Source organism: Bartonella birtlesii IBS 325, assembly GCF_000273375.1.
Lineage (GTDB): Bacteria > Pseudomonadota > Alphaproteobacteria > Rhizobiales > Rhizobiaceae > Bartonella > Bartonella birtlesii.
In genome coordinates, this window is record NZ_CM001557.1 from 1790354 (window position 1) to 1814288 (window position 23935).

Below are 23935 nucleotides of genomic sequence, written 5' to 3' on the forward strand. Positions count from 1 at the left end.
TCAACGTGTCCTTGGATCAAAAATTCGATAAAGCAAATCAGAAAATAAATTAATAATGACAAAGAGAAACCCTATAAGCAGCGTACATCCAACAACTGCATTCATATCTCCAGCTAAAAGAGCATTCGTCAAGTAATGCCCAAAACCAGGCCAAGCAAAAACTGTCTCTGTTAACACAGCGCCTTCCAATAAAAAAGCATACGAAAGTGCAACAACAGTGATAACCTGAACTGCAGCATTACGAAAAGCATGTCCCCAAACCGTTCGTGCCAACGATAACCCCTTCACACGCGCAGTAATAATATATTCCTGATTAAGCTGTTCAATCATAAACCCACGAGTCATACGACTAATATAGGCCATAGCACCGAAAGCTAAGATTAAAGCAGGCATAATAATATGACTAAAAGCATTCCCAAAAGCTTCCCACTGTCCCTGACGAGCAGTATCCCAAAGAAAAAATCCTGTTTTGGGCTCAAAAGAATATTCATAAATAAAATCAATACGTCCTGGACCACCAATCCAACCAAGCTTAGCATAAAAGATTAATAACGCCATTAATCCAAGCCAAAAGGTTGGAGTGGAATAACTTAAGAGAGTAAAAGTTCGGACAAAATAATCAATAAATGAATCGCGATACATTGCCGCAAAAACACCAAAGGGAATACCAAGACTCGTACCAATCACAATAGCAACTGTAGCAAGCTCCAATGTTGCTGGAAACACACGCATAATATCTTCTAAGACAGGACGCCCCGAGGTTAAAGCATCCCCAAAATCAAACAAAAATATATTACGAAGATAATTCCAATACTGTACGATTAACGGCTTATCAAGACCCAACTTATGAAACATCGCATCATAAGCCTCCTGACTGATATTATCACCAAGAATAGCAAGAACGGGATCTAAAGGAAGCATATGACCAATAAAAAAGGTGATTGTTACCAAACCAAGCAGCGTGAAAAAAACTGAAATAAGCAACTTTAATACCTTGAAAAAAAAGTCCCATACGACTAATTTTTTCTGCTTTTGTAACACTACTCCTTCAGATTCTGAAAATGGCAAAACCATTATAATCTCCCCCTCCATAGCTACCAAACATCAAGCTAACACCTTTTTACATAATAAAGAAAAGCCTCATCAAGCACGCCCTACACTCTTCTTTATAACACGCTCTATTTTGCCGCATCATTGTAGTAAAGTCTAAAACTATTCCAAACCCACTTTTTTACTGCTGGTCCCATACCAACGGTATAATATGTCTGAAATAAATAGACCATAGGACCATGCTCAAACACATAATGCTGTAGAGCACGATACTGTGAAATACGCTTATTTTGATCTTGTTCAAACAAAGCATTTATCACCATTTTGTTAACATTTTCATCATAATACCCAGCACGCCACGCCAAATACATATTGTGTTTTTTTGTAAATGTTGGATCAGGATTAAACACATGATTTAAGGAAGCTGGATGTCCATCAGGATCAGCACTTCCCCACCCCATAATAGCAGTATCATAATTCCCACCACGCACACGATTTAACAATTGATTTTGTGCCATTTTTTCAATTGTGAGCTCAATACCAATTTTGCGCGCATTGGCTTGAATAGACTGCGCAACAGATGACATATAACTAAGGCTGCCAACTAAAAGATTAACCTTAAAACCCTGAGGATAACCGGCTTCACGGATCAAACGTTTTGCTTTTTCTAAATCTAACTTAAAAGGCAATCCCTCTTTTTCATCTAACGCGCCAGGAATTCCCAATGACATATAACTTGCACGTGGAATTGCAATACCCTTTAAAATGGTGTTTCCAAGCCCCTTATAATCAATCAAATAACGAAATGCTAATCTCACCTTTTCGTTAGCAAAAACTGCATTCTTATTGTTCAGCGATAGATAAATAATCTGGGGTCGCAAAACACGGTTAATTCTAACAGCTCCCTTCTGTTTTTCAATATCCAAAACATCTTCTGAAGAAAGATCACGCGCTATATCCACATCACCTTTTTCCAAAAGAAGTCTCTGACTCGCTGATTCAGCAACGTGTTGCACAACAATTTGCTTAATTTTAGGGATGTCCCCCCAATAATGTCTGGTTGCTTGTAAAACAACTTTTTCTCCAGGGCTCCAACGTACCAATTTATAAGGTCCAACACAAGCCGAATGCGTAGCCAAATATTTATTACCCATATCCTCGTCAATACTCTCTGCTTCAATTGTTTTCCGATCAAGCAAAGCAGAAGCATAAGACTGTCCAATTACTGTCAGTATAAGTTGGATGGGATAAGGCTTATCCAACTTCAGTTGTAAAGTTTTATCATCAAGAGCTTGAATATTTGTTTCAACATTATTTTTAGTGAACCCATAATCCATCAAAGATTGAGCATAACTCAATCCTAATTTAATAATACGTTGCATTGACCACGCAAGATCTTGCGCTGTTGCCTTTCTTCCATCATCAAATTTTAAGTCATCACGAAGATGAAAAACAATTCTTTTCCCGTCGTCTAAAACATCCCAAGATTGGGCCATAGCAGGACGAATTTTCGTGGGATCATGCTTATCATATTGTACTAATGCGCTGCAAATATTCGTCAACAATTCACTCGTGACAACCTCAACCGTTTGAGCTGGATCAAAGCTACTAATGGAATCAATATTCCATGCCATCACCAAGGTATCTTTAGATGACGTGCTGAATGCTGATGATATAGCCCCATTCAAAAAGCCGATTGTGCTTAACAAAATACAAAAGTTTTTCAACATTCCTTTTTTTCTCATTTTAGCATTATCCTTTGCATTTTATGTTATCTTTCTCACATAAAATACTTTGAGATCTTTTTTATCTCCTCAGCAACACAGCATTATCAACTTTACTAATAAAACATCCAAAGACAAATCTCTCACACACTAACTTATAACCGAAATTCATACCATCTGTACCACGATAAGCAAAAAGCTCAAAAAATTATCACTTCCCATACTTATCAACCCCACTGTTTCTATCAATAACCTTAAGCATACGGTAAAAGCCCCCCGCAATTTCATACCTTAAGTTTAAAAAACTCTTGCGGGAGGATATTTTTATTATTCATATTATGATCACGTTCTTTTTGTACTTTATAACATCTAATATGCATTTATTTTTCAATTGCATTATAAAAAATACGTGACGCATTATTCCAAACCCATTTTTTGACATCAGGCGTTATAGCGACAACATTATATTTCTGAAAGATAAAAGCATAGGGTCCTTTTTGCATAAGTTCACGCTGTAAATCAGCATACATTTGCGCCCGTTTTTGTGAATCTTTTTCAAACAACGCGTCTTCCACCTTTTTATTCATAGCTTCATCAAAATACCCATGCTGCCAACTTGGATAAGCTGTATTTTTCGCTTCAAACCGATTATCAGGATTATAAACAAGACGCAAAGCCATTGAATGAGGATCAGCAGAATCGCTATTCCATCCAACAAAAATTGTATCAAAAGCACGTGCATAAACTTTTGAAAACAACAGCGTACCTGCCAAACGTTCAACTTTAAGATTTACCCCTACCTTTTTTGCATTATCTTGCAAAGACTGAGCAATAGGCAAAGCATAATGTGAACTTCCCACTAAAAAATTGGCCTTAAATCCTTTAGGATAACCCGCCTCCGTTAAAAGCTGTTTTGCTTTTTGAAGATCGAGTTTAAAGGGTTGTCCTTCTTTTTCATCCAAAGCTCCAAAATTACCAAAAGGAATAAAGCTTGCACGTGGAATACCAACACCTTTGAGAACACCCTTACCAAGTCCTTCATAATCAATAAGATAGCGCATCGCCAAACGCACTTTTTCATTGGAAAAAATTGGATTTGTCGTATTAAAGCCCCAATACATCATGGTTGGCTCCAACATTCTTTCAACTTTAATATCTGTTTTTGCTTGGAGATCTACCAAATCCTCTGGTATCAAATCACGTGCAACATCGATATCGTGTTTTTGTAACAATAAACGTTGCGTTCCAGGTTCCGAAACATGGCGAATTAAAATTTTCTTCAATTTAGGCGTTTTACCCCAATAATTAGAGCTTATACGCAATAAAGCGGCTTCCCCAGGACGCCACCTACTTATCTGATAAGGACCAACACAAGCCGCATGACTGGCTAAATACCTATTTCCCATATCACCATCTTTTTCGTGCTTCATAATCGTTTCACGATCAAGCAAAGCAGTAGCACGACCCGCAACGAGATCGTTAAGAATAAGCTCTGCTGGATAAGGCTTATCAAATTTCATCACCACCGTTTTCTCATCCGGTGCTTGAATAACAGAATCAAAGTTTTTTTCTGTAATCCCATATTCATTAAATGATGCTGCAGTAGCCAACTTCAATTTGACAATCCGCTTCATGCTCCAAACAAGATCATGAGCGTTAGCAGGACGACCATCATTAAACTTTAAACTATCGCGCAAATGAAAAGTAAGCACTGTACTTTGATCATCTCCTGAAACATCCCAATGTGTTGCCAAAGAAGGAACCATTTTGGCTGAATCATCCGAAGCCGGACTGACCAAACTATCACAAACATTGTCAAAAATTTCAGCTGCATAAACATCATTAAGCTGCGCAGGATCAAATGTACTTATTGCATCGAGATTCCAAGCCATCACGAGCGTATCGGCAGGTGTTTTCGCTGAAACTTGTTGCACAAACATCCCCAGTGCAATAACAGCAGAAACAAAAGAACTGCTCCTTTTCAATATTTTTCTTTTTACGTTCATAGACTTTTCCTTTTAAAATTTATTATATTAAATTAATTATTATGAAATAACATAGCAATTTTATACACCAAAGATTGAATAAATACACATTGACCATACTATATACTTACTCATCACATGAGTTTTAGTTTAATTAAACTATAGTAGACACACAATATATCTTCCTCCGACCAGACTACATCCTAATATCTTCGCACTCCTCATTAAACTATAGCTATTTCAAAATCGAATAAAGCAGCAAAACACAAAAAACAGCTCCGCTAAAATTTTGCTACCCATAAAAAACCGCTTAACCTATTGAAATTAAAACACAAAAGAAAATCTCTCTTATTTATAAATGCTCCTAAATGAGTCAACAGAGATAAAATAGCAATGAGAAATACTGACTCTCTAAAAGGTATTTTTCCAAAAAGATCGTAGCCAATAAAAAAATCCACAATAAAAGATACTTTATTCATTGGCAAAAATAAAATTCACTATACTTAGCCGCAAAAAACATGACTGGCCATAAATTTTCCCCAATTTCAACGTTCATCATTATTTTGAAACCACAAAAATAGATACCAAATAACATACTACAGAAATTCTTGCTCCCCACGGAAAATCCAGGAACTTAACTAAGTAATGCAATGGACACAGCCCCCTCTGAGCTTAAGCATCGTCCCCAACAATCGGAGCTCATACGCAGCAAAATTACCCTCTCGACAAAGAAGCTATCAGATAATAAAACGTAACACAAGTACTTGATAATCAGACGCTATATAAACAGAGTAATCTATCGTACATTCATCACAAAATTTAACAAATATATTTCATTAAATTTTAAAAAAGAACAATAAAATTAAGAGCGACACGTACAAAAACTTGAAAACTACTTTTTCTTCTTTAACTACTATAAATAAAATGCACATTATTTGCTTTATGGTAACCATTATACAAATAAAAACAGACATCTGTTTGTTTAAAATCAATAATACAGATTACTTTCATATTGATTTTTCTTTACCTTTTCTAACACCATATTACTGTCTCTGACAAAAATATCCATACTAAGAAGAAATAATCCAATAACAATAAGGTAATAAAATATCAAAAAACTATTCACTGTCCTTTTATTGCTCTACTAAACAATATCCCTTACAGCTGCTTTGCAATTTACCGACAAAAACACCCTTCAAGATGATCATTGACAATCCCAACAGACTGCATAAAAGCATAACAAATTGTAGGACCAACAAATGTCCAACCACGTTTTTTCAAATCCTTAGAAAGGCGAAGAGAAGCAGGCGTTATGGGATTAGCCAACAGTGTTTGAAAATCTATTTTTTTATAACGCTCTGATTGTGGTGGTTGAAACGACCAAAAATAGCGGGACAAACTCCCCCACTCTGTTATAATTTCCTGTGCTCTAAATGCATTATTAAGCACCGATCGAACTTTTCCTTGATGGCGAACAATACCTTTATTCTGCATCAACATTTGCACTTTTACTTCATCATAATGCATAATTTTTTCAAAATCAAAGTGATCAAACGCATTTCGAAAAGAAGAAATTTTTTTTAAAATTGTGAGCCAAGAAAGCCCTGCCTGAAAACCTTCAAGACAAATTTTCTCAAACAAATGGCGATCTTCAAAAACAGGTTTTCCCCATTCATTATCATGATAAGCACAATAAAGTGGATCCGTTCCTGCCCATGAACAACGAACTTTTCCATCCGCCCCCATAAGAAGCCCTTCATCGAGCACCACATTTATTGTATTAAAAGAGCGTTCCTTGATCATCTTGCTTCGATTTGATCCTTTTAGATTTTGAAGATCGGTTGAGAGCATGATCATGCGTTGAAACACTAATTTCACCATCAAAAAAACATAAACTGATTTGCCCCGTTTCAGGAAACTGCACCAACCGTTTGATGGGCTTATTATCCTGCCCCAAAGCCAAAACAAAACCACGCTCTAAAATATTTTGATATGAAGTGCTTTTTAAAAGCCTAAACGCGACCTCCACCTGAGCACGTTGTTTTTCCACATTGTGCACAAAAGCGCGATGAAGGCGCGCAGTATACTCCTTTGTATTACGTTTCGCTTTTTCAGTATTCAGTAAACGCGGTGAAAAACGTATAGCAAGCGCATGAAAAGAAAAATGTTTTTTATCGCAGCTCACATGAAGAGCACGCAGCAATCGACTTGAAATTTCATCAAAACCACGCCGTGGTAGAGCGAAAAGTTGATCGACAGTCGGAAGCCCTCTTATAATAGCACGCAATTTTTGTTGATGAAAATCAAAATAACGCACCAATCCCTTGCGTAAACGGGCACCAAGAGACGCAACATACACTTCGAGATCAAGCTTAACAGGAACAGCCTTTTCTGCTGCTCCTGTGGGAGTTGGAGCGCGCCAATCAGCAACATAATCAATCAAAGTCCAATCTGTTTCATGCCCAACAGCAGAGATAACCGGGAGAGCAGACTCATAAACAGCACGAACAACAGCTTCGTCATTAAATCCCCATAAATCTTCTAAACTTCCTCCTCCCCGTGCAACAATAATAAGATCAGGTTTTGGAACAACCCCTCCTAAAGGAAGAGCATTAAAACCTTCAACAGCAGCAGCCACTTCCTGACCACTCGTTTCCCCCTGGACACGAACAGGCCAAACCAAAATATGCAATGGAAAACGATCTGATATACGATGAATAATATCACGGATAACAGCGCCTGTTGGTGATGTCACAACGCCTATAATTCGCGGCATATAAGGTAAAGGTTTTTTCTTGGATTCATCAAATAAACCTTCATCTGCAAGCTTTTTCTTGCGCTTTTCTAGAAGTGCCATCAAAGCGCCAACCCCTGTTGGCTCAAGCGCCTCAATGACAATTTGATATTTTGATGACCCCGGGTAAGTTGTCAATTTGCCGACAGCGATCACTTCCATCCCTTCTTCGGGAGGAAATTTGAGCTTTTCCATAATGCCACGCCAAATAACCGCTTCCAACCGTGCCTTATCATCTTTTAAGGCAAAGTAAGCGTGCCCCGAAGCATGAGCCCCGCGATAACCTGATATCTCTCCCCGTACCCGCACATAACCAAATTTCTCTTCAACAACGCGCTTTAAAGCCCCTGCTATTTCGGAAACAGTAAATTCTGCTACATTCGTTGCACCTATTTTTTCACCAAACAAACTTATCATTTTTCAATTTTTTACACCCGTTTCTGTGAATCTTTTTGCAATGCAGCATCTTTAACCTTTTAATTTATATTTTTATCTAAATACCCATTAGCACCAATTCAGATACCTATATTCTTAGTCTCAAACCGATTATGAGAGTTATAAATAATACCTAAAGCCATTGTATGGAAATCCACAGAGCCATTATTCCATCTTATAAAATGAAATCTCTTCCTAAAAGAGAATGTTTTGAAATGAAATTCTTTATAAAATATATCACCTATGAAATTCAGCATATTGCAAAGTTTTTAAACGCTTTGCAATACGTTAAATATATCGTAATCATACTTTTTCGTATTTTATAAACTTAATATCCTCTTATTTTTCAATTGCACTATAAAAAATATGTGGTGCACTATTCCAGACCCATTTTTTGACATCAGGTGTCATAGCAACAATATTATATGTCTGATAGATAAAAGCATAAGGTCCTTTTTGCATAAATTCACGCTGCAAATCAGCATACATTTGCGCACGTTTTTGTGGATCTTTTTCAAACAACGCATCCTGAACCTTTTGATTCATAGCTTTATCAAAATACCCATGGCACCAACTAGCATAGCCTGTATTTTTTGCCTCATACCGATTATCAGGATTGTAAATAAGACGTGAAGCCATTGTATGGGGATCACCAGAGCCATTATTCCATCCGAAAAAAATCGTATCAAAACCGCGTGCATAAAATTTTGAAAACAACTGCGTACCTACAAAACGTTCAATTTTAAAACGCACACCAATCTTTTTTGCATTATCTTGGATAGACTGAGCAATGGGCAAAGCAAAAGGATAAGGAGATGCACCTGCAAAAATATTGGCCTCAAAACCATTCGGATAACCCGCTTCCGTTAAAAGTTGCTTTGCCTTTTGAAGATCAAGTTTAAAGGGCTGTCCTTCTTTTTCATCCAAAGCTCCCAAATTACCAAGAGGAATAAAACTTGCACGTGGAACACCAACATCTTTAAGAAGGGTCTTACCAAGTCCTTCATAATCAATAAGATAGCGCATCGCCAAACGCACCTTTTCATTGGCAAAAATAGAATTTGTCGCATTAAAACCCCATATGATCATGGAAGGCGCCAACACTCTTTCAACTTTAATATCTGTTGTTGCTTGGAGATCTGCTACATCCTCTGGCATCAAATTACGTGCAACATCGATATCGTGTTTTTGCAACAATAAACGTTGTGTTCCAGGCTCCGCGACATGGCGAATTAAAATCTTCTTCAATTTAGGTGCTTCTCCCCAATAGTTAGGACTTGCATGCAACAAAAGGGCTTCTCCAGGAAGCCAGCTACTTATCTGATAAGGACCAACACAAGCAGAATGGCTGGCCAAATACCGGTTTCCCATATCACCATCTTGTTCATGTTTTATAAGTGTCTCACGATCCAGCAAAGCAACAGTACGGTTAGTAGAAATATTGCTAAGAATAAGTTCCGCTGGATAAGGTTTATCAAATTTCATCACTACGGTTTTTTCATCCGGTGCTTGAAAAGCCTCATCAACATTCTGTTCTGTGATACCATATTCATTAAATGTAGGAGCATTAGACATTCTCAGTTTAACAATCCGCCTCATCCCCCAAACAAGATCATGAGCACCAGCAGGCCGACCATCATTAAACTTTAAACCATCACGCAAATGAAAAGTAATTACCGTACCCCCGCCCTCATTTGAAACATCCCAACTCTTTGCCAAAGAAGGAACCATTTTAGTTGCATCATCTTTAGCGGATTCAACTAAATTATCACAAACATTGACAACAATTTCAGTTCCATAACGGTCATTGAGTTGTGCAGGATCAAATGTACTTATTGCATCGAGATTCCAAGCCATCACAAGAGTATCGGCAGGCGTTTCTGCTGCAACTTGTTGCACAAACATCCCCAAAGCAATAACAGCAGAAACAAAAGAGCTGCTACACTTCAATATTTTTCTTTTCAAGTTCATAGGCTTTTCCTTTTAAAGCTTATTCTATAAATTCCCCATGCAACAACGACAGACAAAAGTAATAAGATCAGGCTTAGAAACCACATCTCTTAGAAGTAAAATTCAAAATCTTCAAAAGCAGCAGCTATCTTCCAACCATTCTTTCTGCCTGAAAAGATATAGACCAAACAAAAAGATGCAACAGAAAATGCTCTAATATCCAATGAGTGATATCAACCATGATAGCTACCTGTTAATGATACCACAACACCTAAACTCAGGGCATATAAGGCAAAAGCTTCTTCTTTATCTCATCAAACAGAACTTCTGCTTCAAATCTCTTTTTGCGATTTTCTAAAAAGAGTTTTCAGAGCACCAACTTCGGTTGGTTTGAAAACCTCAATCATCCTTTGATATTTTGATGATCCTCATAAGCAAGTTGCTAACCATAAACACTCCTCTCCTTCCTCACAAGGCAATTTGAGCATTTTCATGAACCCACACCAAGGACAATCTCCAGCATATCATCATTTTTTAAGGAAAGGCAGTGCAATTTGAAGCATCAGCTCCACAATAACCTCATACTCCCCCAAGTTCACCCACATACAACCGAATTTTTTCTCAACAGCACATTTTAAGATCCCCCGCTTTTTCTAAAAAATACTAAATTCTGCTTAAATCTTAATATCTATGTATATATGCATTTTATAAAAACCCATACCCCCTCTCTAAAGAAAAGTGTCTTGGAGTTACCCTATAGAGAATAGATCAATACATTTTGCCAATAAACTTCGATATTTTGCAAAGCTTTTAAACTCTATACAAAACATCGAAGATATCACGATCGTATTTTTTATATGTTACAATATTTAAGACATACTTATTTTTCAATGGCATTATAAAAAATACGTGGTGCACTATTCCACACCCATTTTTTTACATCAGGTGTCATAGCGATAATACTATATGTCTGATAGATAAAAGCATAAGGTCCTTTTTGCATAAAATCACGCTGCAAATCAGCATACATTTGTACCCGTTTTTGTGGATCTTTTTGAAACAGGGCATCCCTTACCTTCTTATTCATATCTTCATCAAAATAGCCATGGCACCAACTAGGATAGCCTGTGTTTTTAGCTTCAAATCGATTATCAGGATTATAAACAAGACGTGAAGCCATTGTATAAGGATCTGCAGAATCGTTATTCCATCCCATAAAAATTGTATCAAAACCCCGTGCATAAAGTTTTGAAAACAACTGCGTTCCTACAAAATGTTCAATCTTAAAGCGCACACCTATTTTTTTTGCATTGTCCTGGATAGACTGAGCAATAGGCAAAGCAAAAGGATAAGGAGATTTTCCTGCTAAAATATTGGCCTCAAAACCATTCGGATAACCTGCTTCCGTTAAAAGCTGCTTGGCTTTTTTTAGATTAAGTTTAAAGGGTTGCCCTTCTTTTTCATTCAAAGCCCCAAGATTACCAATGGGAATAAAGCTTGCCCGTGGAATACCAACATCTTTAAGAAGAGTCTTTCCAAGAGTGTCATAATCGATAAGATAGCGCATTGCCAAACGCACCTTTTCATTGGCAAAAATGGGATTTGTCGTATTAAATCCCCACATTATCACAGATGGCGCCAACACTTTTTCAATCTTAATATCTGTTGTTGCTTGAAGATCTGCTATATCCTCTGGCATCACATTACGAGCAACATCGATATCATGTTTTTCTAACAACAAACGTTGTGTTCCAGGCTCTGCAATATGACGAATTAAAATCTGCTTCAATTTTGCTGCCTCTCCCCAATAATTGGAACTTGCACGCAACAAAATTGCTTCTCCAGAACGCCAACGTACTAATTGATAAGGACCAACACAAGCAGCATGACTTGCCAAATAGCGATTGCCCATATCACCATCTTGTTCGTGTTTCATAATTGTCTCACGATCAAGCAAAGCAGCAACACGAGTAGTAAGAATATGTCCAAGGATTATCTCTGCTGGATAAGGTTTATCAAATTTCATCACTACGGTTTTTTCATCCGATGCTTGAAGAGTAGAATCAACATTTTGTTCTGTAATTCCATATTCGTTAAATACTGCCGCTGCAGACAACTTCAATTTAACAATCCGCCTCATCCCCCAAACAAGATCATGAGCACCAGCAGGCCGACCATCATTAAACTTTAAACCATCGCGCAAATGAAAAGTAATTACCGTCCCTCCGCCCTCATTTGAAACATCCCAACTCTTTGCCAAAGAAGGCATTATTTTAGCTGGATCATCTGTAGCAGAATCGATTAAATTATCACAAATATTGGCAACAATTTCATTGCCATAACGTTCATTGATTTGCGCAGGATCAAAAGTCTCGATTGAATCGAGATTCAAAGCCATCACGAGGGTATCGGCAGGTGTTTTTGCTGCAATTTGTTGCACCATTATCCCCAAAGCAATAACAGCAGAAACAAAAGAGCTGCTACACTTCAATATTTTTCTTTTCAAGTTCATAGGTTTTTCCTTTTAAAGTTTATTCTATAAATTCCTCATGCAACAACGACAAGCAAAAGTAATAAGAGCAAAAGTAATAAGATAAAGCTTAGAAAGCATACCTCTTAGAGGTAAAATTCAAAATCTTCAAAAGAAGCAGCTACCTTCCAACCATTCTTTCTCCCTGAAAAGGTATAAACCAAACAAAAAGATGCAACAGAAAATGCTCTAATATCCAATAAATGATATCACGCATGACAGCTACCTGTTGATGATGTCACAACACCTAAATTCAGGACATATAAGGAAAAAAATTTTTTATCTCATCAAACAGAACTTCTGTTTCAAATCCCTTGTTGCGATTTTCTAAAAATAATCTCTAAAGTACCAACTTCGGTTGGTTTAAAAAAACATAAGCATAGCTGCTAACCATGGCCACTCCTATTCCTTTCACAAGGAAATTTGAATTTTCCATGCCCCCACCCCAAAGGACAGTCACTAGATCTCATCATTTTTTAAGAAAAAGCGATGTCATTTGAAGCATAAGCTCCACAATAACCTCATATTTTTGCAATTCATTTACATACAACTAAATTTTTTCTTAACAAAACATTTTAAGCTCCCATATTTCTTTAAAAAATAAATTTAATATTTCTCTATAGATTGAAATATCTAAGATTAACAACTATATATATTTCATCAGGATGAATAGTCTTTTTTCTAAATAGGATGTCCTGAAGTTACATTCTATACACAATATATTAATCTATTATGGAATTTTCGACGTAGTAGAAAATTTACAACGTCATACAAAACGTCGAAATATTATAAAATTCCTCCACAAATTCATGCAAAACTGAAGAATATCCAATAAATTTATGAAAGGAATATTATGAAAATATATCGAAAAATGCCAACAGAACATGAGCGCGTTTCAGAAACCAGTACAGAAGTCACTCCGGTACTACAGGGTGGCGAACTCGAAAAAAAAGTAAGGAAAAACAAAAGAAATATTTTTTCTTTATGGTGATGATACAACTGTGTTATGCAACGAAAGCGCACTATACACGAAAGGTGTTAAAATGAACAAAAGGAAAAAGCTGTCTAATTCTCTTCATGCATTTCTTGAAAGAACACGAGGGCGTGTTGCTTTAAAATTGCTCATCCTTTCATTCCTTGTTGGTATCGTAATGAATTTCCTTGGGTGGAATCCTCGAAGTCTCGTGCAAAAAATAATAGAATTTTTAAAATCTTTATGGGAAACAGGATTTATAACTCTTGCAAATTTCTTTCATATCGCCATGATGGGAGCCATCATTGTTGTGCCTATTTTTATTATTTTACGCATTTTTTATAAAAAATAAAGACCCTAACGTTTCCTTCTCACTAATCTTTTCGAAAAATCAAACGACACAAGAAACCTGTACTCACAGCTACAATTACCGCAACAAGACCATATAATAAACTATGCTTTTGAGCTGCATGAAAAATTGTATAAGCAATATGTGCTTTAACAATTTCAAGAGTTGTGGTCGCACTATCAATAAATTGTCCATTGCGAAAAAGATAAGCACGAACCTGATAATGCCCAACAGGGATATTTGCTGGCAAACGAAAATGTGCTGTAAAAAGTGCACCAGAACCAAAACGAACACCTCCTACTTCTTCATGATAGAGATTTTTAGCTTTTTGCAATTTTATCAATTCGTCACGAAAAATTTTGATTTTCTTTTGCTTTTGTTCATCTGTTTGCAATAACAAATAAGATAATCCTAATCCTAAATGTTTATACTCTTCAACATTTGCAATCTCATCAATTGAACGTGTTGTAACCATAGAATAAAAGAGAGGAACATTTTTAAAAATAAGAGAATCTGCATTCACCCAAACACCAGCATTACGTTTTTTTTCCCGCATAACCATTGGGCGCGCTTGTCCCTCTAAGCTAATAACAATATCATATGGATTTTGTCGAGAATATAACGGATCAATATTTTCCAAAACACCAGCAATATAAAGATCACGACCATCGAAATGCGCATCGACCGTAATCCTATTGGTTGTTACAATAACCTGGATAGTTTCATGATTAATAGGATCAATGAATACAGCTTTCGCGCCAACATGTGCCCACACAGCAACAGAAACAATACAAAAGCAGCCTGCAATGACACATAAAGAAAATAATCTACCCATTTTTATTTCATCAAAATATCCAGAGAGAAAAGATTATCAGGGCGTATAAATAATTGAAAAGCAAGACGCATACATACAATCAACACTAAAACCGCGAGAGCCATACGCAATTGTTCAGCCTTTAACTTTCGCCCAACCCGTGTTCCATATTGTGCACCAATACTGCCCCCAATCATCAATAAAAAAGCCAAAACAATATCAACGGACTGATTAGTCACACTTTGCAAAATTGTGGTAAAAGAAGAAACAAATGTAATCTGAAAAAGGGAGGTCCCAATCACCACACTGGTTGGAACGTGCAGTAGATAAATCAATGCCGGTATCATAAAGAAACCACCACCAATTCCCATAATAGAAGATAACAATCCAACAATGAGACCAATCGCTAAAACTGGAATAACACTAACATAAATCATAGATGTGCGAAAACGCATTTTTAATGGCAAGCGATGAATCCAATTATGTCTACCAGCAAGACGAATATTGACTTTTTTTGCCTTACGCTGACGTATCATATCACGCCAACTTTCAATAATCATCAAACTTCCAATACTGCCAAGAAGAATCACATAAAGCAGCGAAATCATGAGATCCAATTGTCCCAATTTTTTTAGAACAGAAAAAATCTGAATCCCGATTAAAGAGCCCATTCCCCCTCCAATCGCTAAAAGAATCCCAAGTTTAATATCAAGGGTACGTCTTCTAAAATGTGTAATTGCTCCGGTTACAGATGATGCAATCATCTGATTAGCACCTGTTCCCACAGCAATAGCAGGAGGAATATTATAAAAAATCAATAAAGGCGTGATAAGAAAACCACCACCGATACCAAAAAGACCTGAAAAAAATCCCGCAACAACTCCCATACCAATCAGGATCAGCATGTTAAGTGACATTTCAGCAATTGGTAAATAAATACTCACTTACAGAACCTTCAAGATAAATTCGAGAGCCCTCTCTCATAAGCTCCTTCTTCGGAGTTTTTGCGCATATTTGAAAAAAGGATTTTAAATGCCATAGAATCTTTTATAAAATTACAAATATGCAACACATCCCATGTTACTTCATTAACCCCACAAATTAAAAAAATGTGGCTCTCTTAAAAAACTATAAAAACATAACGCTATCACTGCCAGAAATGCAATGATTAAAAAACACCGAAAAAAAATTTTAAGAGAAGAGCCTAAAAAAAGAAAGTTTTCTGAGATTTCATTTTTAAGGGAGAAGCACTATCATTCTCACAGCAATGCCCAACTGCTTGAACATCGGTACGATTTTCTCCTGCTGTAGAATTTTCTACAATTTCCTCAGCCTCTTTTGAAAAACACTGTATGCTATCCTTTGGCAAAGAGTTTTTATTCGTCTGTTGCACCACCTTTGCACAATTATTTTGGCTTGGAGTTATGCCATTTCGTTTTGAAAAGTTTGATTCCTCTTGGAGCAACGAGCATTTTTGTTTTTCTTCCCCCCCCATAACAGCAAGCTTCTGCACAACAGAATCAAACGACTTTGAACGCGCCATACGCCGTGTTATCATTGCTTCTTCTAAGCTCTTCTTTTCGCTATGCAAATTCTGAATAAGCATTTTAATTTGCTCTAAATACTCAAAAAGCTTTTTTTCTTTTTGACGACGCATATAATGCTCAGTCAAAATTGCTCGACTAATATCATCCAAATAAGATTTAAAATTCTCTTCGACAAAATTTTGTGATGTCACATGACGAGGAGAATGTTTCATCTGCATTTGTGCATAAACAGAGTATAATTTTTTAGCAATATCTGACATCGTTACTTCAGCAGACGTGCTCATCTTCTCTTTTTTCTCAACAACAAAAAAAGGAGATTTATCTTGCTCACTCTGTTTTGCAGTATAACTCTTCCTATTCAAAAACGCTACCCCTCATTGTACCTATAAACGCTACATTCTCTTAATTTTTGGCAAAGAATCGCCTAAATAATAGGAAAGTGTGCCCTATTTTAGTAAATAGAGCTTTAAGAACTTTCAAAAACGCCTTAATAAATGATCTGTGCTTTTTTACTTCTTGCCATTTATAGCTATTTTCTTAATTAATGGCACCAATGGGACGAAAAAAGACATTTTCATTGTGCTATTCTCATATCGTTTACCATTCTATGTCTCTTTTATTTTAAGTTCTTTTAAAACTGTTTTTATAAACTATAACAAAAGGCATTCACTTGAAACAAATGTTCCTTGTCTTTACTTTTGATTCAAGGGAAAGTCGCCATGATGAAAATGCACAAAAGGGAAATAAATAACAGTGATAAAAAGCAAAAAAAGTTGAAAAAGCTGATATCATGAGAAAATCAATGATAAGTGGAATTACATTTTAAACAATTTTGTTTCTCGTCATTATTACTATAAACTTGTTATTATACAAATAAAAGAGGATCATCATGAAGATAATTGTCGCTGTCAAACGTGTTGTTGATTATAATATCAAGATACGCGTCAAATCCGATAGCACAGGAGTTGATCTGTCCCACGTAAAAATGTCTATGAACCCTTTTGATGAAATAGCCGTGGAAGAGGCAATTCGCCAAAAAGAATCCGGAAACATTTCAGAAGTTGTTCTTGTTTCAATTGGGCCAGAAGCTGCACAAGAAACTTTGCGAACAGGACTTGCCATGGGAGCTGATCGTGCCCTTCTTATAACGACAGAACAAACACTTGAACCCTTAGCAATTGCTAAAATTCTCACGGTCATTGTTCATGAAGAAAAACCAGATATGGTCTTTTTAGGAAAACAAGCAATTGATGACGATAGCAATCAAACCGGGCAAATGCTAGCCGCTCTTCTTGGTTGGGGGCAAGCAACTTTTGCTTCAAACTTAAACATAAAAAATGGACAAGCAATTGTTATCCGTGAAGTCGATAACGGCACTCAAACCATCTCCTTACCTCTTCCCATAGTCATGACTGCTGATCTACGCTTAAATGAACCACGTTATACTTCTCTGCCCAACATTATGAAAGCAAAAAAGAAAAACATTGAAAAAAAGGCGCTTGCCGACCTTGGCATCGAAACGCAAGCGCACTTCACAATCCTGAGTGTTGAAGAGCCAAAACCCCGTCAATCTGGTATTAAAGTGGCAAATGTAGCAGAGCTAGTCAATGCGTTAAAACAAACAAATCGTATTTAATATTCAATAACTGAGATCAAAAACAACACTGTGTAAAAAGGCAAAAACTTATGGCAATTCTTTTATTAGCCGAATCTCATATAGAAGAAACCGCAAAAGCGCTCACTGCTGCTCGTGCTATCAGCAATGATATCGATATTTTGATTTGTGGAAAAAAGGTTCAAAAACTTGCTGAAAACACTGCTAAACTTACTGGTGTGCGACAAATTCTCACCGCTGAAGCAGATTACTTAGCCCATCAACTTGCCGAACCTATGGCAAATACAATTATCAACTTAGCAAATAATTATGATGTGATCATGGCTGCCTCTACCAGCACCGGCAAAAATGTCATGCCACGCGTGGCTGCTCTTCTTGATGTTATGCAAATTTCAGATATTATTGCTGTCCTTGCACCTGATACCTTTAAACGACCAATTTATGCAGGAAATGCACTTGAAACTATACGCAGCCATGATCATAAAAAGGTGATAACAGTTCGCACAGCCTCTTTCTCACCAACGCCTTTCCAAAATAATACTGCTCCCCTCAAAACAATAACACCAGCTCCCAATCCAAACCTTTCTGCTTTTATAACAGCAGAAACCACTAAAACTGATCGTCCTGATCTTACCTCAGCACGTGTTATCATCTCAGGTGGACGCGGTCTTGGTTCTCAAGAAAAATTTATGGCACTCCTCCTCCCCCTTGCGAATAAACTAAAAGCGGCTTTAGGCGCCAGCCGAGCAGCCGTTGATGCAGGTTATGCCCCTAATGATTGGCAAATTGGACAAACAGGCAAAATTGTTGCCCCTGAACTCTATATCGCCATTGGTATTTCCGGTGCAATCCAGCATTTATCCGGTATAATGGACGCACAAGTTATTGTGGCCATTAACAAGGATGCAGAAGCCCCTATCATGCAAATTGCTGATTATGCCCTTGTTGGTGATCTTCACCAAATTATTCCAGAGTTGGAGAAAGCCTTATAGACTATGAATGCACCTTCGCATTATAAACATGAAAGTATGGAATTTGACATAGTAATTGTCGGAGCAGGACCAGCAGGACTTTCTGCCGCAATTCGTCTCAAACAGATTAACCCCGAACTTTCTGTCACAATCGTTGAAAAAGGCACTGAAGTTGGTGCACACATCCTGTCTGGAGCAGTTGTTGACCCTATCGGCATTGATACACTCTTGCCAGAATGGAGAAATGAAAGCGATCATCCTTTCAAAACACCCGTCACTAATGATCAGTTTTTTTTTCTAAAACCTAAAGGCGCCACACTCTTTCCCAACATCTTTCGCCCCAAAATTTTATCAAATGATGGATGCTATATCGTTTCACTTGGAAGCGTATGCCGTTGGCTTTGCCAAAAAGCCGAAGCGCTCGGTGTTGAGATCTATCCTGGTTTTGCTGTATCGGATATCATAGAGAACGATCGTGGAGCCATCATTGGCGTTCTCACATCTGATATGGGACGGAACAAAGATGGATCGCCCGGGGAAAATTATATGCCTGGTATGGCTTTATTGGCAAAATATACTCTAATTGCGGAAGGAGCACGTGGCTCCCTTGCAAAACAGCTGATACAAAAATTTGATCTTAGCAAAAACCGTGAACCACAAAAATTTGGTCTCGGTCTCAAAGAGCTTTGGGAAGTTGATCCCCAAAAACACCAATGTGGTTTAGTTCAACATTTTGCTGGCTGGCCCTTAGACAACGATACCGGTGGTGGTGGTTTTCTTTATCACCAAGAAAACAATTTAATTTCTGCTGGTTTTGTTGTACACTTGGATTATAAAAATCCTTATCTTTCTCCTTTTGAAGAATTTCAACGTTTTAAAACACATCCAAAACTCTACGAAATTTTCAAAGGTGCAAAACGCCTTTGTTATGGTGCACGCGTCATTAGCGAAGGCGGTTGGCAATCCGTACCAAAACTATCTTTTCCAGGTGGAGCATTAATTGGCTGTTCTGCTGGTTTTGTTAATGTCCCTCGTATCAAAGGATCACACAATGCCATTTTATCTGGCATATTAGCCGCCGATAAAGTCGCTAGTGCTCTCGCGCAAGGTCGCACCCATGATGAAGTTATAGAAATCGAAGAACATTGGCGCAAAAGCCCCATTGGCAAAGATCTTTATCAAGTGCGCAATGCTAAACCCCTTTGGGCAAAATATGGCACAAAATATGGAATTAAACTTGCTGGCTTTGATATGTGGTGGCAACAATTGTTCGGATTTTCCTTATTTAAAACACTCTCCCATGGAAAAGCAGATTATGCATGTCTTGAACCAGCAGAAAAATTTCAACCCATCGCTTATCCAAAACCAGATGGTATTGTAACCTTTGATCGCCTTTCCAGTGTCGCACTTTCCAATACACACCATGAAGAAAATCAACCTTGTCATTTAAAAATAGCCTCATTAGAAAAACAAAAAAACTCCGAATATGCAATCTATAGTGGCCCTTCTAGTCGCTACTGTCCTGCCGCTGTTTACGAGTGGCTAGAGCATAATGATCATGAAACTTATGTTATCAACGCTTCAAATTGCATACATTGTAAAACTTGCGACATCAAAGACCCTAATCAAAATATCAATTGGACCTGTCCGCAAGGCAATGAGGGGCCCCTTTACCTCAATATGTAATCATTATTCATTCTCATAGAATGAGAATATAAATACAGGAGCAAGAAGAGTATTTTTTCTCGAACCAAAAGCCCATCCAATATTTTCAATACACCTATTCTTTCACAAAATAAAATCTATCATCATGACCATATCAGAATATTTTTGATAGTAGATCACTTTTTTTATCTGCAAACACCATGTTGTTATGAAAAACTTTTATGTCCAAAAACAAAAAAACACGAAAATATTCTCACCGTTCCTACTGTAAAAGCAAATCATTGCCCATTTTTACGATCTTTTTTATTCAGGCTTGACGACTTGCAAAAACGTTCATTGTAATATCTTTTCAAGAGCCAAGAATAAATTACCTTTATCTTGCGCTTAAAAATTAGAGGAAACAGATAATTTTATAGATCTGTGTTTATCTCATAACCAACATACCGTATAGCTCTTATAAAATAAGAAAGTAAATATTGATCAAGTATTTTTCGGAGCGCTTATTTTTTGCAAAGTAGTCTCAAGGGCTATGGTTAAAGCACGCCTTCCCCCTTGGTGAGAAAAACAATTTGATAAAAGCTCATTTGTTCCCCCCTTCGTTGAAAATTCTTTCTCAAGCAGTGCAAAATCGAGAGATACAGAACTCTTAGCCGCTACAATTTTACGCATTTCATCCGTAAGGTTTCCAAACATCATAGCAAGAAAATCTGCTGACTGCTGCTTCTTTAATCCCTGTGTCATAAACCACTGATGTGCTGTTTCTATAAAATTACAATAAACCCCCATAAGTGAACCAGCTGTCATAAAAAGATTAAACTGCTCTTCTGCCTCCAACACCAATGTGCCTCCCAAAGCATCAAATAAATCTCGTAAAAATGGATGATTAGGATAAATTGGTGTTAAATTTTTGCATTCTGCCACAAATGGCAATGGAACAGCACGATAAACCTTATGATTAATCCATTCTTCAACTTCTGCTACTTTTGCCATAGCAAGTACAGAAACAACAAGCTGTTCTGGATGAAAACGAAGAGAATGCAAAACCTCTTTGGCAATTTGATTAGGCAGACAAAGAAAAACACAATCACTAGCGTCCAGCAATTCCTGATTATTTTCAGCGATCATAACCTTATTATAATTGTGCGAAAGCTGCTCTGCTCTTTGTGCATTGCGTGGTGAAACGATAACAGAAGAAACATCAAATTTGCTTCTTATTAAACCATCAACCATGGAAGCACTGATTTTACCTGTTCCCAAAAAGCCAATTTTCATTGCTATTCCTTGCACTTATCATTTTAAAAGAATCTCAACTAACGCCTTACTATTTCAATTTACATAAAAACCAATTGAAGAAGAAACACAAAGCATAGCAAGAATAATCAATACCAAATAAACCCTAGGCTTATCAAAAAGGACCGCAAAAGCAGAAAACCAACCAACGATAGCAGCGGCTAATGCAAATAAAAAACCTGGCTTATTCATAAGCATAATATGAACTGCCATTAACCCCCCAATAATCAGTGCTCCAAAAACAATTAATAGACCCGTTGCAAACTTTTCGTAATCATCCATATTTTACTCCTCATAGCACTTAAATTGTTGTACAGTTTGTTTATCCCCTGTGTCCCACAAAAAGAAATATTTCTCATTTACCATGGTTAAAACACTATAGAAACTCTTATTTATCAGATGTAAAAAATGCTGGAACATGCTGCGGCCAACGCCACGGCAAAACTGCAATTAAATCAAAGCGTACACATAAAAGAGCGCGATCTTTTTGCTGCGCTAACCAAATATCGGCAGCAGCTTCAATACGCTTCTCATTTACCTGAGAAATCGCAGCCATTGCTTCAGCCAATGTTGGTCGTGCTTTGACCTCAACGATTAACACAAGATTTGCCCGCCGCGCAATTAAATCAATTTCACCACATTTTGTTTTAAAACGAATTTCAGCAATATGAAATCCTTTAAAACGCAGCCACCAAGCAGCCCATTTTTCTGCACGAATCCCTCGATAAAAAGACTTTTGTCTGCGTTCTTTTTGCATAGATTTATGCATTCTTAAAAACATTTAACCGTTGAAAAAGTTCTTGTTTTTTTAAGCCTGTTTTTTTTGCTACCAACGCAGCTGCCCTAGCAGCAGAATGCGTCTTAGCCAATCCTAATAACATGTCATCCACTTCTTGATCGCTCATCATTTGCAAAGGGGAAAGTGTTTGCCCAACAAGCACAACAATTTCTCCACGAATATACTCCTGTTTTCGATAATTTTCCAACAAATTCCCTAAATTGGAGACATCCACTGTTTCAAATTTTTTTGTTAATTCACGACAGATTGCCGCAGGACGATCCGCCGAAAACAGAGAAACCATATCCTGTAAAGACTCAATAAGACGATGGGGAGATTCATAAAAAACCAAAGTTGCCGGAATAGCTTTTAATTGTTCTAATCGCTTTTGACGCTGTATCTTGCGCGCACTCAAAAAACCAGCAAAGAAAAAACTATCGGTAGGAAGCCCAGTTGCAATGAGAGCCGCTAAAAGAGCTGATGCTCCAGGAATTGGCACGATTTTATAACCGGCTTTACGCGTTTCTTCTACCAAACGAAATCCCGGATCAGAAATCAGTGGTGTCCCTGCATCAGATACAAGTGCCACGCTTTTATTTTCTGCCAAAGCCACTAATAATTTTCCTCCTGCCTTTTTTGCATTATGTTCATGATAAGGAAAAAGTTTTTTCTCAATACCATAGCGTTCCAACAAAACACGTGTTACCCGTGTATCTTCACAGGCTAAAATATCAACTCCTGCAAGCACTTGCAAAGCACGAAGAGTGATATCGGCAAGGTTTCCAATAGGCGTTGCCACAAGATAAAGTGCTGGTTCTATAATGGATGCAGAATAAGCATGCCCATTTATAAAATATGCTTTCTTACCCATACATTTCTTTCATAATCAAATACTCTCTCTCCACAAAAACCGAGCGAAAACTTTCCTCCATAATCATCAGTCATTTTTCCAAAATTTTCTTTACCAGCGCAAAAAATCAACAATTCCAATAATAGCCCGTGCCATAATAAGGTGATATATTCAAACCATTCATGCTTCATTTTAAGCATTACAACACCTTATCTGATCATCACGACCACTTCCCACACAACAAATGACCGGTGTTATCCTCCATATCACGCCCTATAATACCCCACAAAACCTCCCCAGAAAAAACAAAAAAAACAGTTTATTTTCTCCTCTTTTTCACCTTTCTTTCACTTCTTTAAAGCAAAATTTTTCAGATCATTTCCACAACCTGCTTTTTCAGCCACACCTTATTTGTTAATATCAAAATATTTTTCAGCAAACATGAATCGCTTTTCTCAATACCACCAACAACAACTTTTATCATTGTCAAAAAGCAAACAAATACTCTTAAAGTTCGTTAAACTTTGTAAAATGCTCAAAAATCTTTACAACACTACGATGAATATCCTTAATCCTATAAATAAAAAGACTTCTTGCAGCCAAATGAAACACCTT

19 protein-coding genes are annotated in these 23935 nt (G+C 37.2%); 4 read left to right on the forward strand and 15 right to left on the reverse strand.

Annotation, left to right across the window (positions count from 1 at the left end):
* From QWU_RS08565 to QWU_RS08595, 7 genes are all read right to left on the reverse strand, one after another.
* On the reverse strand, nt 1-1074 hold the full coding sequence (locus QWU_RS08565; protein WP_006590149.1) for an ABC transporter permease: 1074 nt from the start codon (nt 1072-1074) through the stop codon (nt 1-3).
* 104 nt (nt 1075-1178) lie between these two features.
* A complete protein-coding gene (locus QWU_RS08570) occupies nt 1179-2795 on the reverse strand; it encodes an ABC transporter substrate-binding protein (RefSeq protein WP_006590148.1) in 1617 nt (538 codons plus the stop codon).
* A gap of 359 nt (nt 2796-3154) precedes the next feature.
* Nucleotides 3155-4780 carry an ABC transporter substrate-binding protein gene (locus QWU_RS08575; protein ID WP_017196595.1) on the reverse strand — a complete coding sequence of 542 codons (1626 nt, stop codon included), beginning with the start codon at nt 4778-4780 and terminating at the stop codon, nt 3155-3157.
* A 1155-nt stretch (nt 4781-5935) separates the two neighbouring features.
* Nucleotides 5936-6562 (reverse strand): DNA-3-methyladenine glycosylase I, encoded by a 627-nt coding sequence (locus QWU_RS08580; RefSeq protein WP_006590146.1) that lies wholly within the window; start codon nt 6560-6562, stop codon nt 5936-5938.
* Nucleotides 6540-7967, reverse strand: a complete 1428-nt coding sequence (gene xseA, locus QWU_RS08585) for an exodeoxyribonuclease VII large subunit (RefSeq protein WP_199569822.1) — start codon at nt 7965-7967, stop codon at nt 6540-6542. The genes QWU_RS08580 and xseA overlap by 23 nt, the downstream gene beginning before the upstream one ends.
* Before the next feature lie 360 nt (nt 7968-8327).
* Nucleotides 8328-9959 (reverse strand): ABC transporter substrate-binding protein, encoded by a 1632-nt coding sequence (locus QWU_RS08590; RefSeq protein WP_006590144.1) that lies wholly within the window; start codon nt 9957-9959, stop codon nt 8328-8330.
* Nucleotides 9960-10818: 859 nt separating this feature from the next.
* Nucleotides 10819-12450: an ABC transporter substrate-binding protein gene (locus QWU_RS08595; protein WP_017196597.1), complete on the reverse strand. Its 1632-nt coding sequence runs from the start codon at nt 12448-12450 to the stop codon at nt 10819-10821.
* A 1061-nt stretch (nt 12451-13511) separates the two neighbouring features.
* Between QWU_RS08595 and QWU_RS08605 the strand changes: the two genes are divergently transcribed.
* Nucleotides 13512-13793 carry a DUF6460 domain-containing protein gene (locus QWU_RS08605; protein ID WP_006590141.1) on the forward strand — a complete coding sequence of 94 codons (282 nt, stop codon included), beginning with the start codon at nt 13512-13514 and terminating at the stop codon, nt 13791-13793.
* 22 nt (nt 13794-13815) lie between these two features.
* On the opposite strand, the gene QWU_RS08610 is transcribed toward QWU_RS08605, so the two are convergent.
* The 3 genes from QWU_RS08610 to QWU_RS09520 form a co-directional block, all read right to left on the reverse strand.
* Nucleotides 13816-14625 carry a TIGR02186 family protein gene (locus QWU_RS08610; protein WP_006590140.1) on the reverse strand — a complete coding sequence of 270 codons (810 nt, stop codon included), beginning with the start codon at nt 14623-14625 and terminating at the stop codon, nt 13816-13818.
* A 2-nt stretch (nt 14626-14627) separates the two neighbouring features.
* A complete protein-coding gene (locus QWU_RS08615; RefSeq protein ID WP_006590139.1) occupies nt 14628-15548 on the reverse strand; it encodes a sulfite exporter TauE/SafE family protein in 921 nt (306 codons plus the stop codon).
* A gap of 260 nt (nt 15549-15808) precedes the next feature.
* Nucleotides 15809-16513 (reverse strand): hypothetical protein, encoded by a 705-nt coding sequence (locus QWU_RS09520; protein WP_017196598.1) that lies wholly within the window; start codon nt 16511-16513, stop codon nt 15809-15811.
* 527 nt (nt 16514-17040) lie between these two features.
* Here QWU_RS09520 and QWU_RS08625 point away from each other — a divergent pair.
* From QWU_RS08625 to QWU_RS08635, 3 genes are read left to right on the forward strand one after another with little or no spacing between them, the layout of a single operon-like run.
* A complete protein-coding gene (locus QWU_RS08625) occupies nt 17041-17787 on the forward strand; it encodes an electron transfer flavoprotein subunit beta/FixA family protein (protein ID WP_006590137.1) in 747 nt (248 codons plus the stop codon).
* A gap of 50 nt (nt 17788-17837) precedes the next feature.
* A complete protein-coding gene (locus QWU_RS08630; RefSeq protein ID WP_006590136.1) occupies nt 17838-18758 on the forward strand; it encodes an electron transfer flavoprotein subunit alpha/FixB family protein in 921 nt (306 codons plus the stop codon).
* Between the two features lie 3 nt (nt 18759-18761).
* Complete coding sequence (locus QWU_RS08635; RefSeq protein ID WP_017196599.1) at nt 18762-20423, forward strand: electron transfer flavoprotein-ubiquinone oxidoreductase; 1662 nt, start codon at nt 18762-18764, stop codon at nt 20421-20423.
* Between the two features lie 459 nt (nt 20424-20882).
* Here QWU_RS08635 and QWU_RS08640 read toward each other — a convergent pair whose 3' ends face one another.
* The 5 genes from QWU_RS08640 to QWU_RS08660 all read right to left on the reverse strand — a co-directional run bounded on the left by QWU_RS08640 (nt 20883) and on the right by QWU_RS08660 (nt 23520).
* Nucleotides 20883-21674 (reverse strand): pyrroline-5-carboxylate reductase, encoded by a 792-nt coding sequence (locus QWU_RS08640; protein WP_006590134.1) that lies wholly within the window; start codon nt 21672-21674, stop codon nt 20883-20885.
* A 54-nt stretch (nt 21675-21728) separates the two neighbouring features.
* Entirely contained in the window at nt 21729-21974 is a 246-nt protein-coding gene (locus QWU_RS08645; protein ID WP_006590133.1) for a hypothetical protein, read from the reverse strand.
* A gap of 106 nt (nt 21975-22080) precedes the next feature.
* Entirely contained in the window at nt 22081-22449 is a 369-nt protein-coding gene (locus QWU_RS08650; RefSeq protein WP_081486163.1) for a YraN family protein, read from the reverse strand.
* Between the two features lie 4 nt (nt 22450-22453).
* Nucleotides 22454-23341, reverse strand: coding sequence for a 16S rRNA (cytidine(1402)-2'-O)-methyltransferase (rsmI, locus tag QWU_RS08655; RefSeq protein ID WP_006590131.1), 888 nt, complete (start codon nt 23339-23341; stop codon nt 22454-22456).
* Complete coding sequence (locus QWU_RS08660) at nt 23317-23520, reverse strand: hypothetical protein (protein WP_006590130.1); 204 nt, start codon at nt 23518-23520, stop codon at nt 23317-23319. The genes rsmI and QWU_RS08660 overlap by 25 nt, the downstream gene beginning before the upstream one ends.
* Nucleotides 23521-23935: the final 415 nt, after the last annotated feature.

Bases quoted from the DNA above. Each gene is read 5' to 3' on its own strand.
- QWU_RS08645 (WP_006590133.1), bottom strand. From the start codon at position 21,974: ATGGATGATTACGAAAAGTTTGCAACGGGTCTATTAATTGTTTTTGGA.
- QWU_RS08640 (WP_006590134.1), bottom strand. From the start codon at position 21,674: ATGAAAATTGGCTTTTTGGGAACAGGTAAAATCAGTGCTTCCATGGTT.
- QWU_RS08625 (WP_006590137.1), top strand. From the start codon at position 17,041: ATGAAGATAATTGTCGCTGTCAAACGTGTTGTTGATTATAATATCAAG.
- QWU_RS08595 (WP_017196597.1), bottom strand. From the start codon at position 12,450: ATGAACTTGAAAAGAAAAATATTGAAGTGTAGCAGCTCTTTTGTTTCT.
- rsmI (WP_006590131.1), bottom strand. From the start codon at position 23,341: ATGGGTAAGAAAGCATATTTTATAAATGGGCATGCTTATTCTGCATCC.
- QWU_RS08605 (WP_006590141.1), top strand. From the start codon at position 13,512: ATGAACAAAAGGAAAAAGCTGTCTAATTCTCTTCATGCATTTCTTGAA.
- QWU_RS08570 (WP_006590148.1), bottom strand. From the start codon at position 2,795: ATGAGAAAAAAAGGAATGTTGAAAAACTTTTGTATTTTGTTAAGCACA.
- QWU_RS08590 (WP_006590144.1), bottom strand. From the start codon at position 9,959: ATGAACTTGAAAAGAAAAATATTGAAGTGTAGCAGCTCTTTTGTTTCT.
- QWU_RS08660 (WP_006590130.1), bottom strand. From the start codon at position 23,520: ATGCTTAAAATGAAGCATGAATGGTTTGAATATATCACCTTATTATGG.
- QWU_RS08565 (WP_006590149.1), bottom strand. From the start codon at position 1,074: ATGGTTTTGCCATTTTCAGAATCTGAAGGAGTAGTGTTACAAAAGCAG.
- QWU_RS08635 (WP_017196599.1), top strand. From the start codon at position 18,762: ATGAATGCACCTTCGCATTATAAACATGAAAGTATGGAATTTGACATA.
- QWU_RS08580 (WP_006590146.1), bottom strand. From the start codon at position 6,562: ATGATCAAGGAACGCTCTTTTAATACAATAAATGTGGTGCTCGATGAA.
- QWU_RS08650 (WP_081486163.1), bottom strand. From the start codon at position 22,449: ATGCAAAAAGAACGCAGACAAAAGTCTTTTTATCGAGGGATTCGTGCA.
- QWU_RS08610 (WP_006590140.1), bottom strand. From the start codon at position 14,625: ATGGGTAGATTATTTTCTTTATGTGTCATTGCAGGCTGCTTTTGTATT.
- QWU_RS08630 (WP_006590136.1), top strand. From the start codon at position 17,838: ATGGCAATTCTTTTATTAGCCGAATCTCATATAGAAGAAACCGCAAAA.
- QWU_RS08575 (WP_017196595.1), bottom strand. From the start codon at position 4,780: ATGAACGTAAAAAGAAAAATATTGAAAAGGAGCAGTTCTTTTGTTTCT.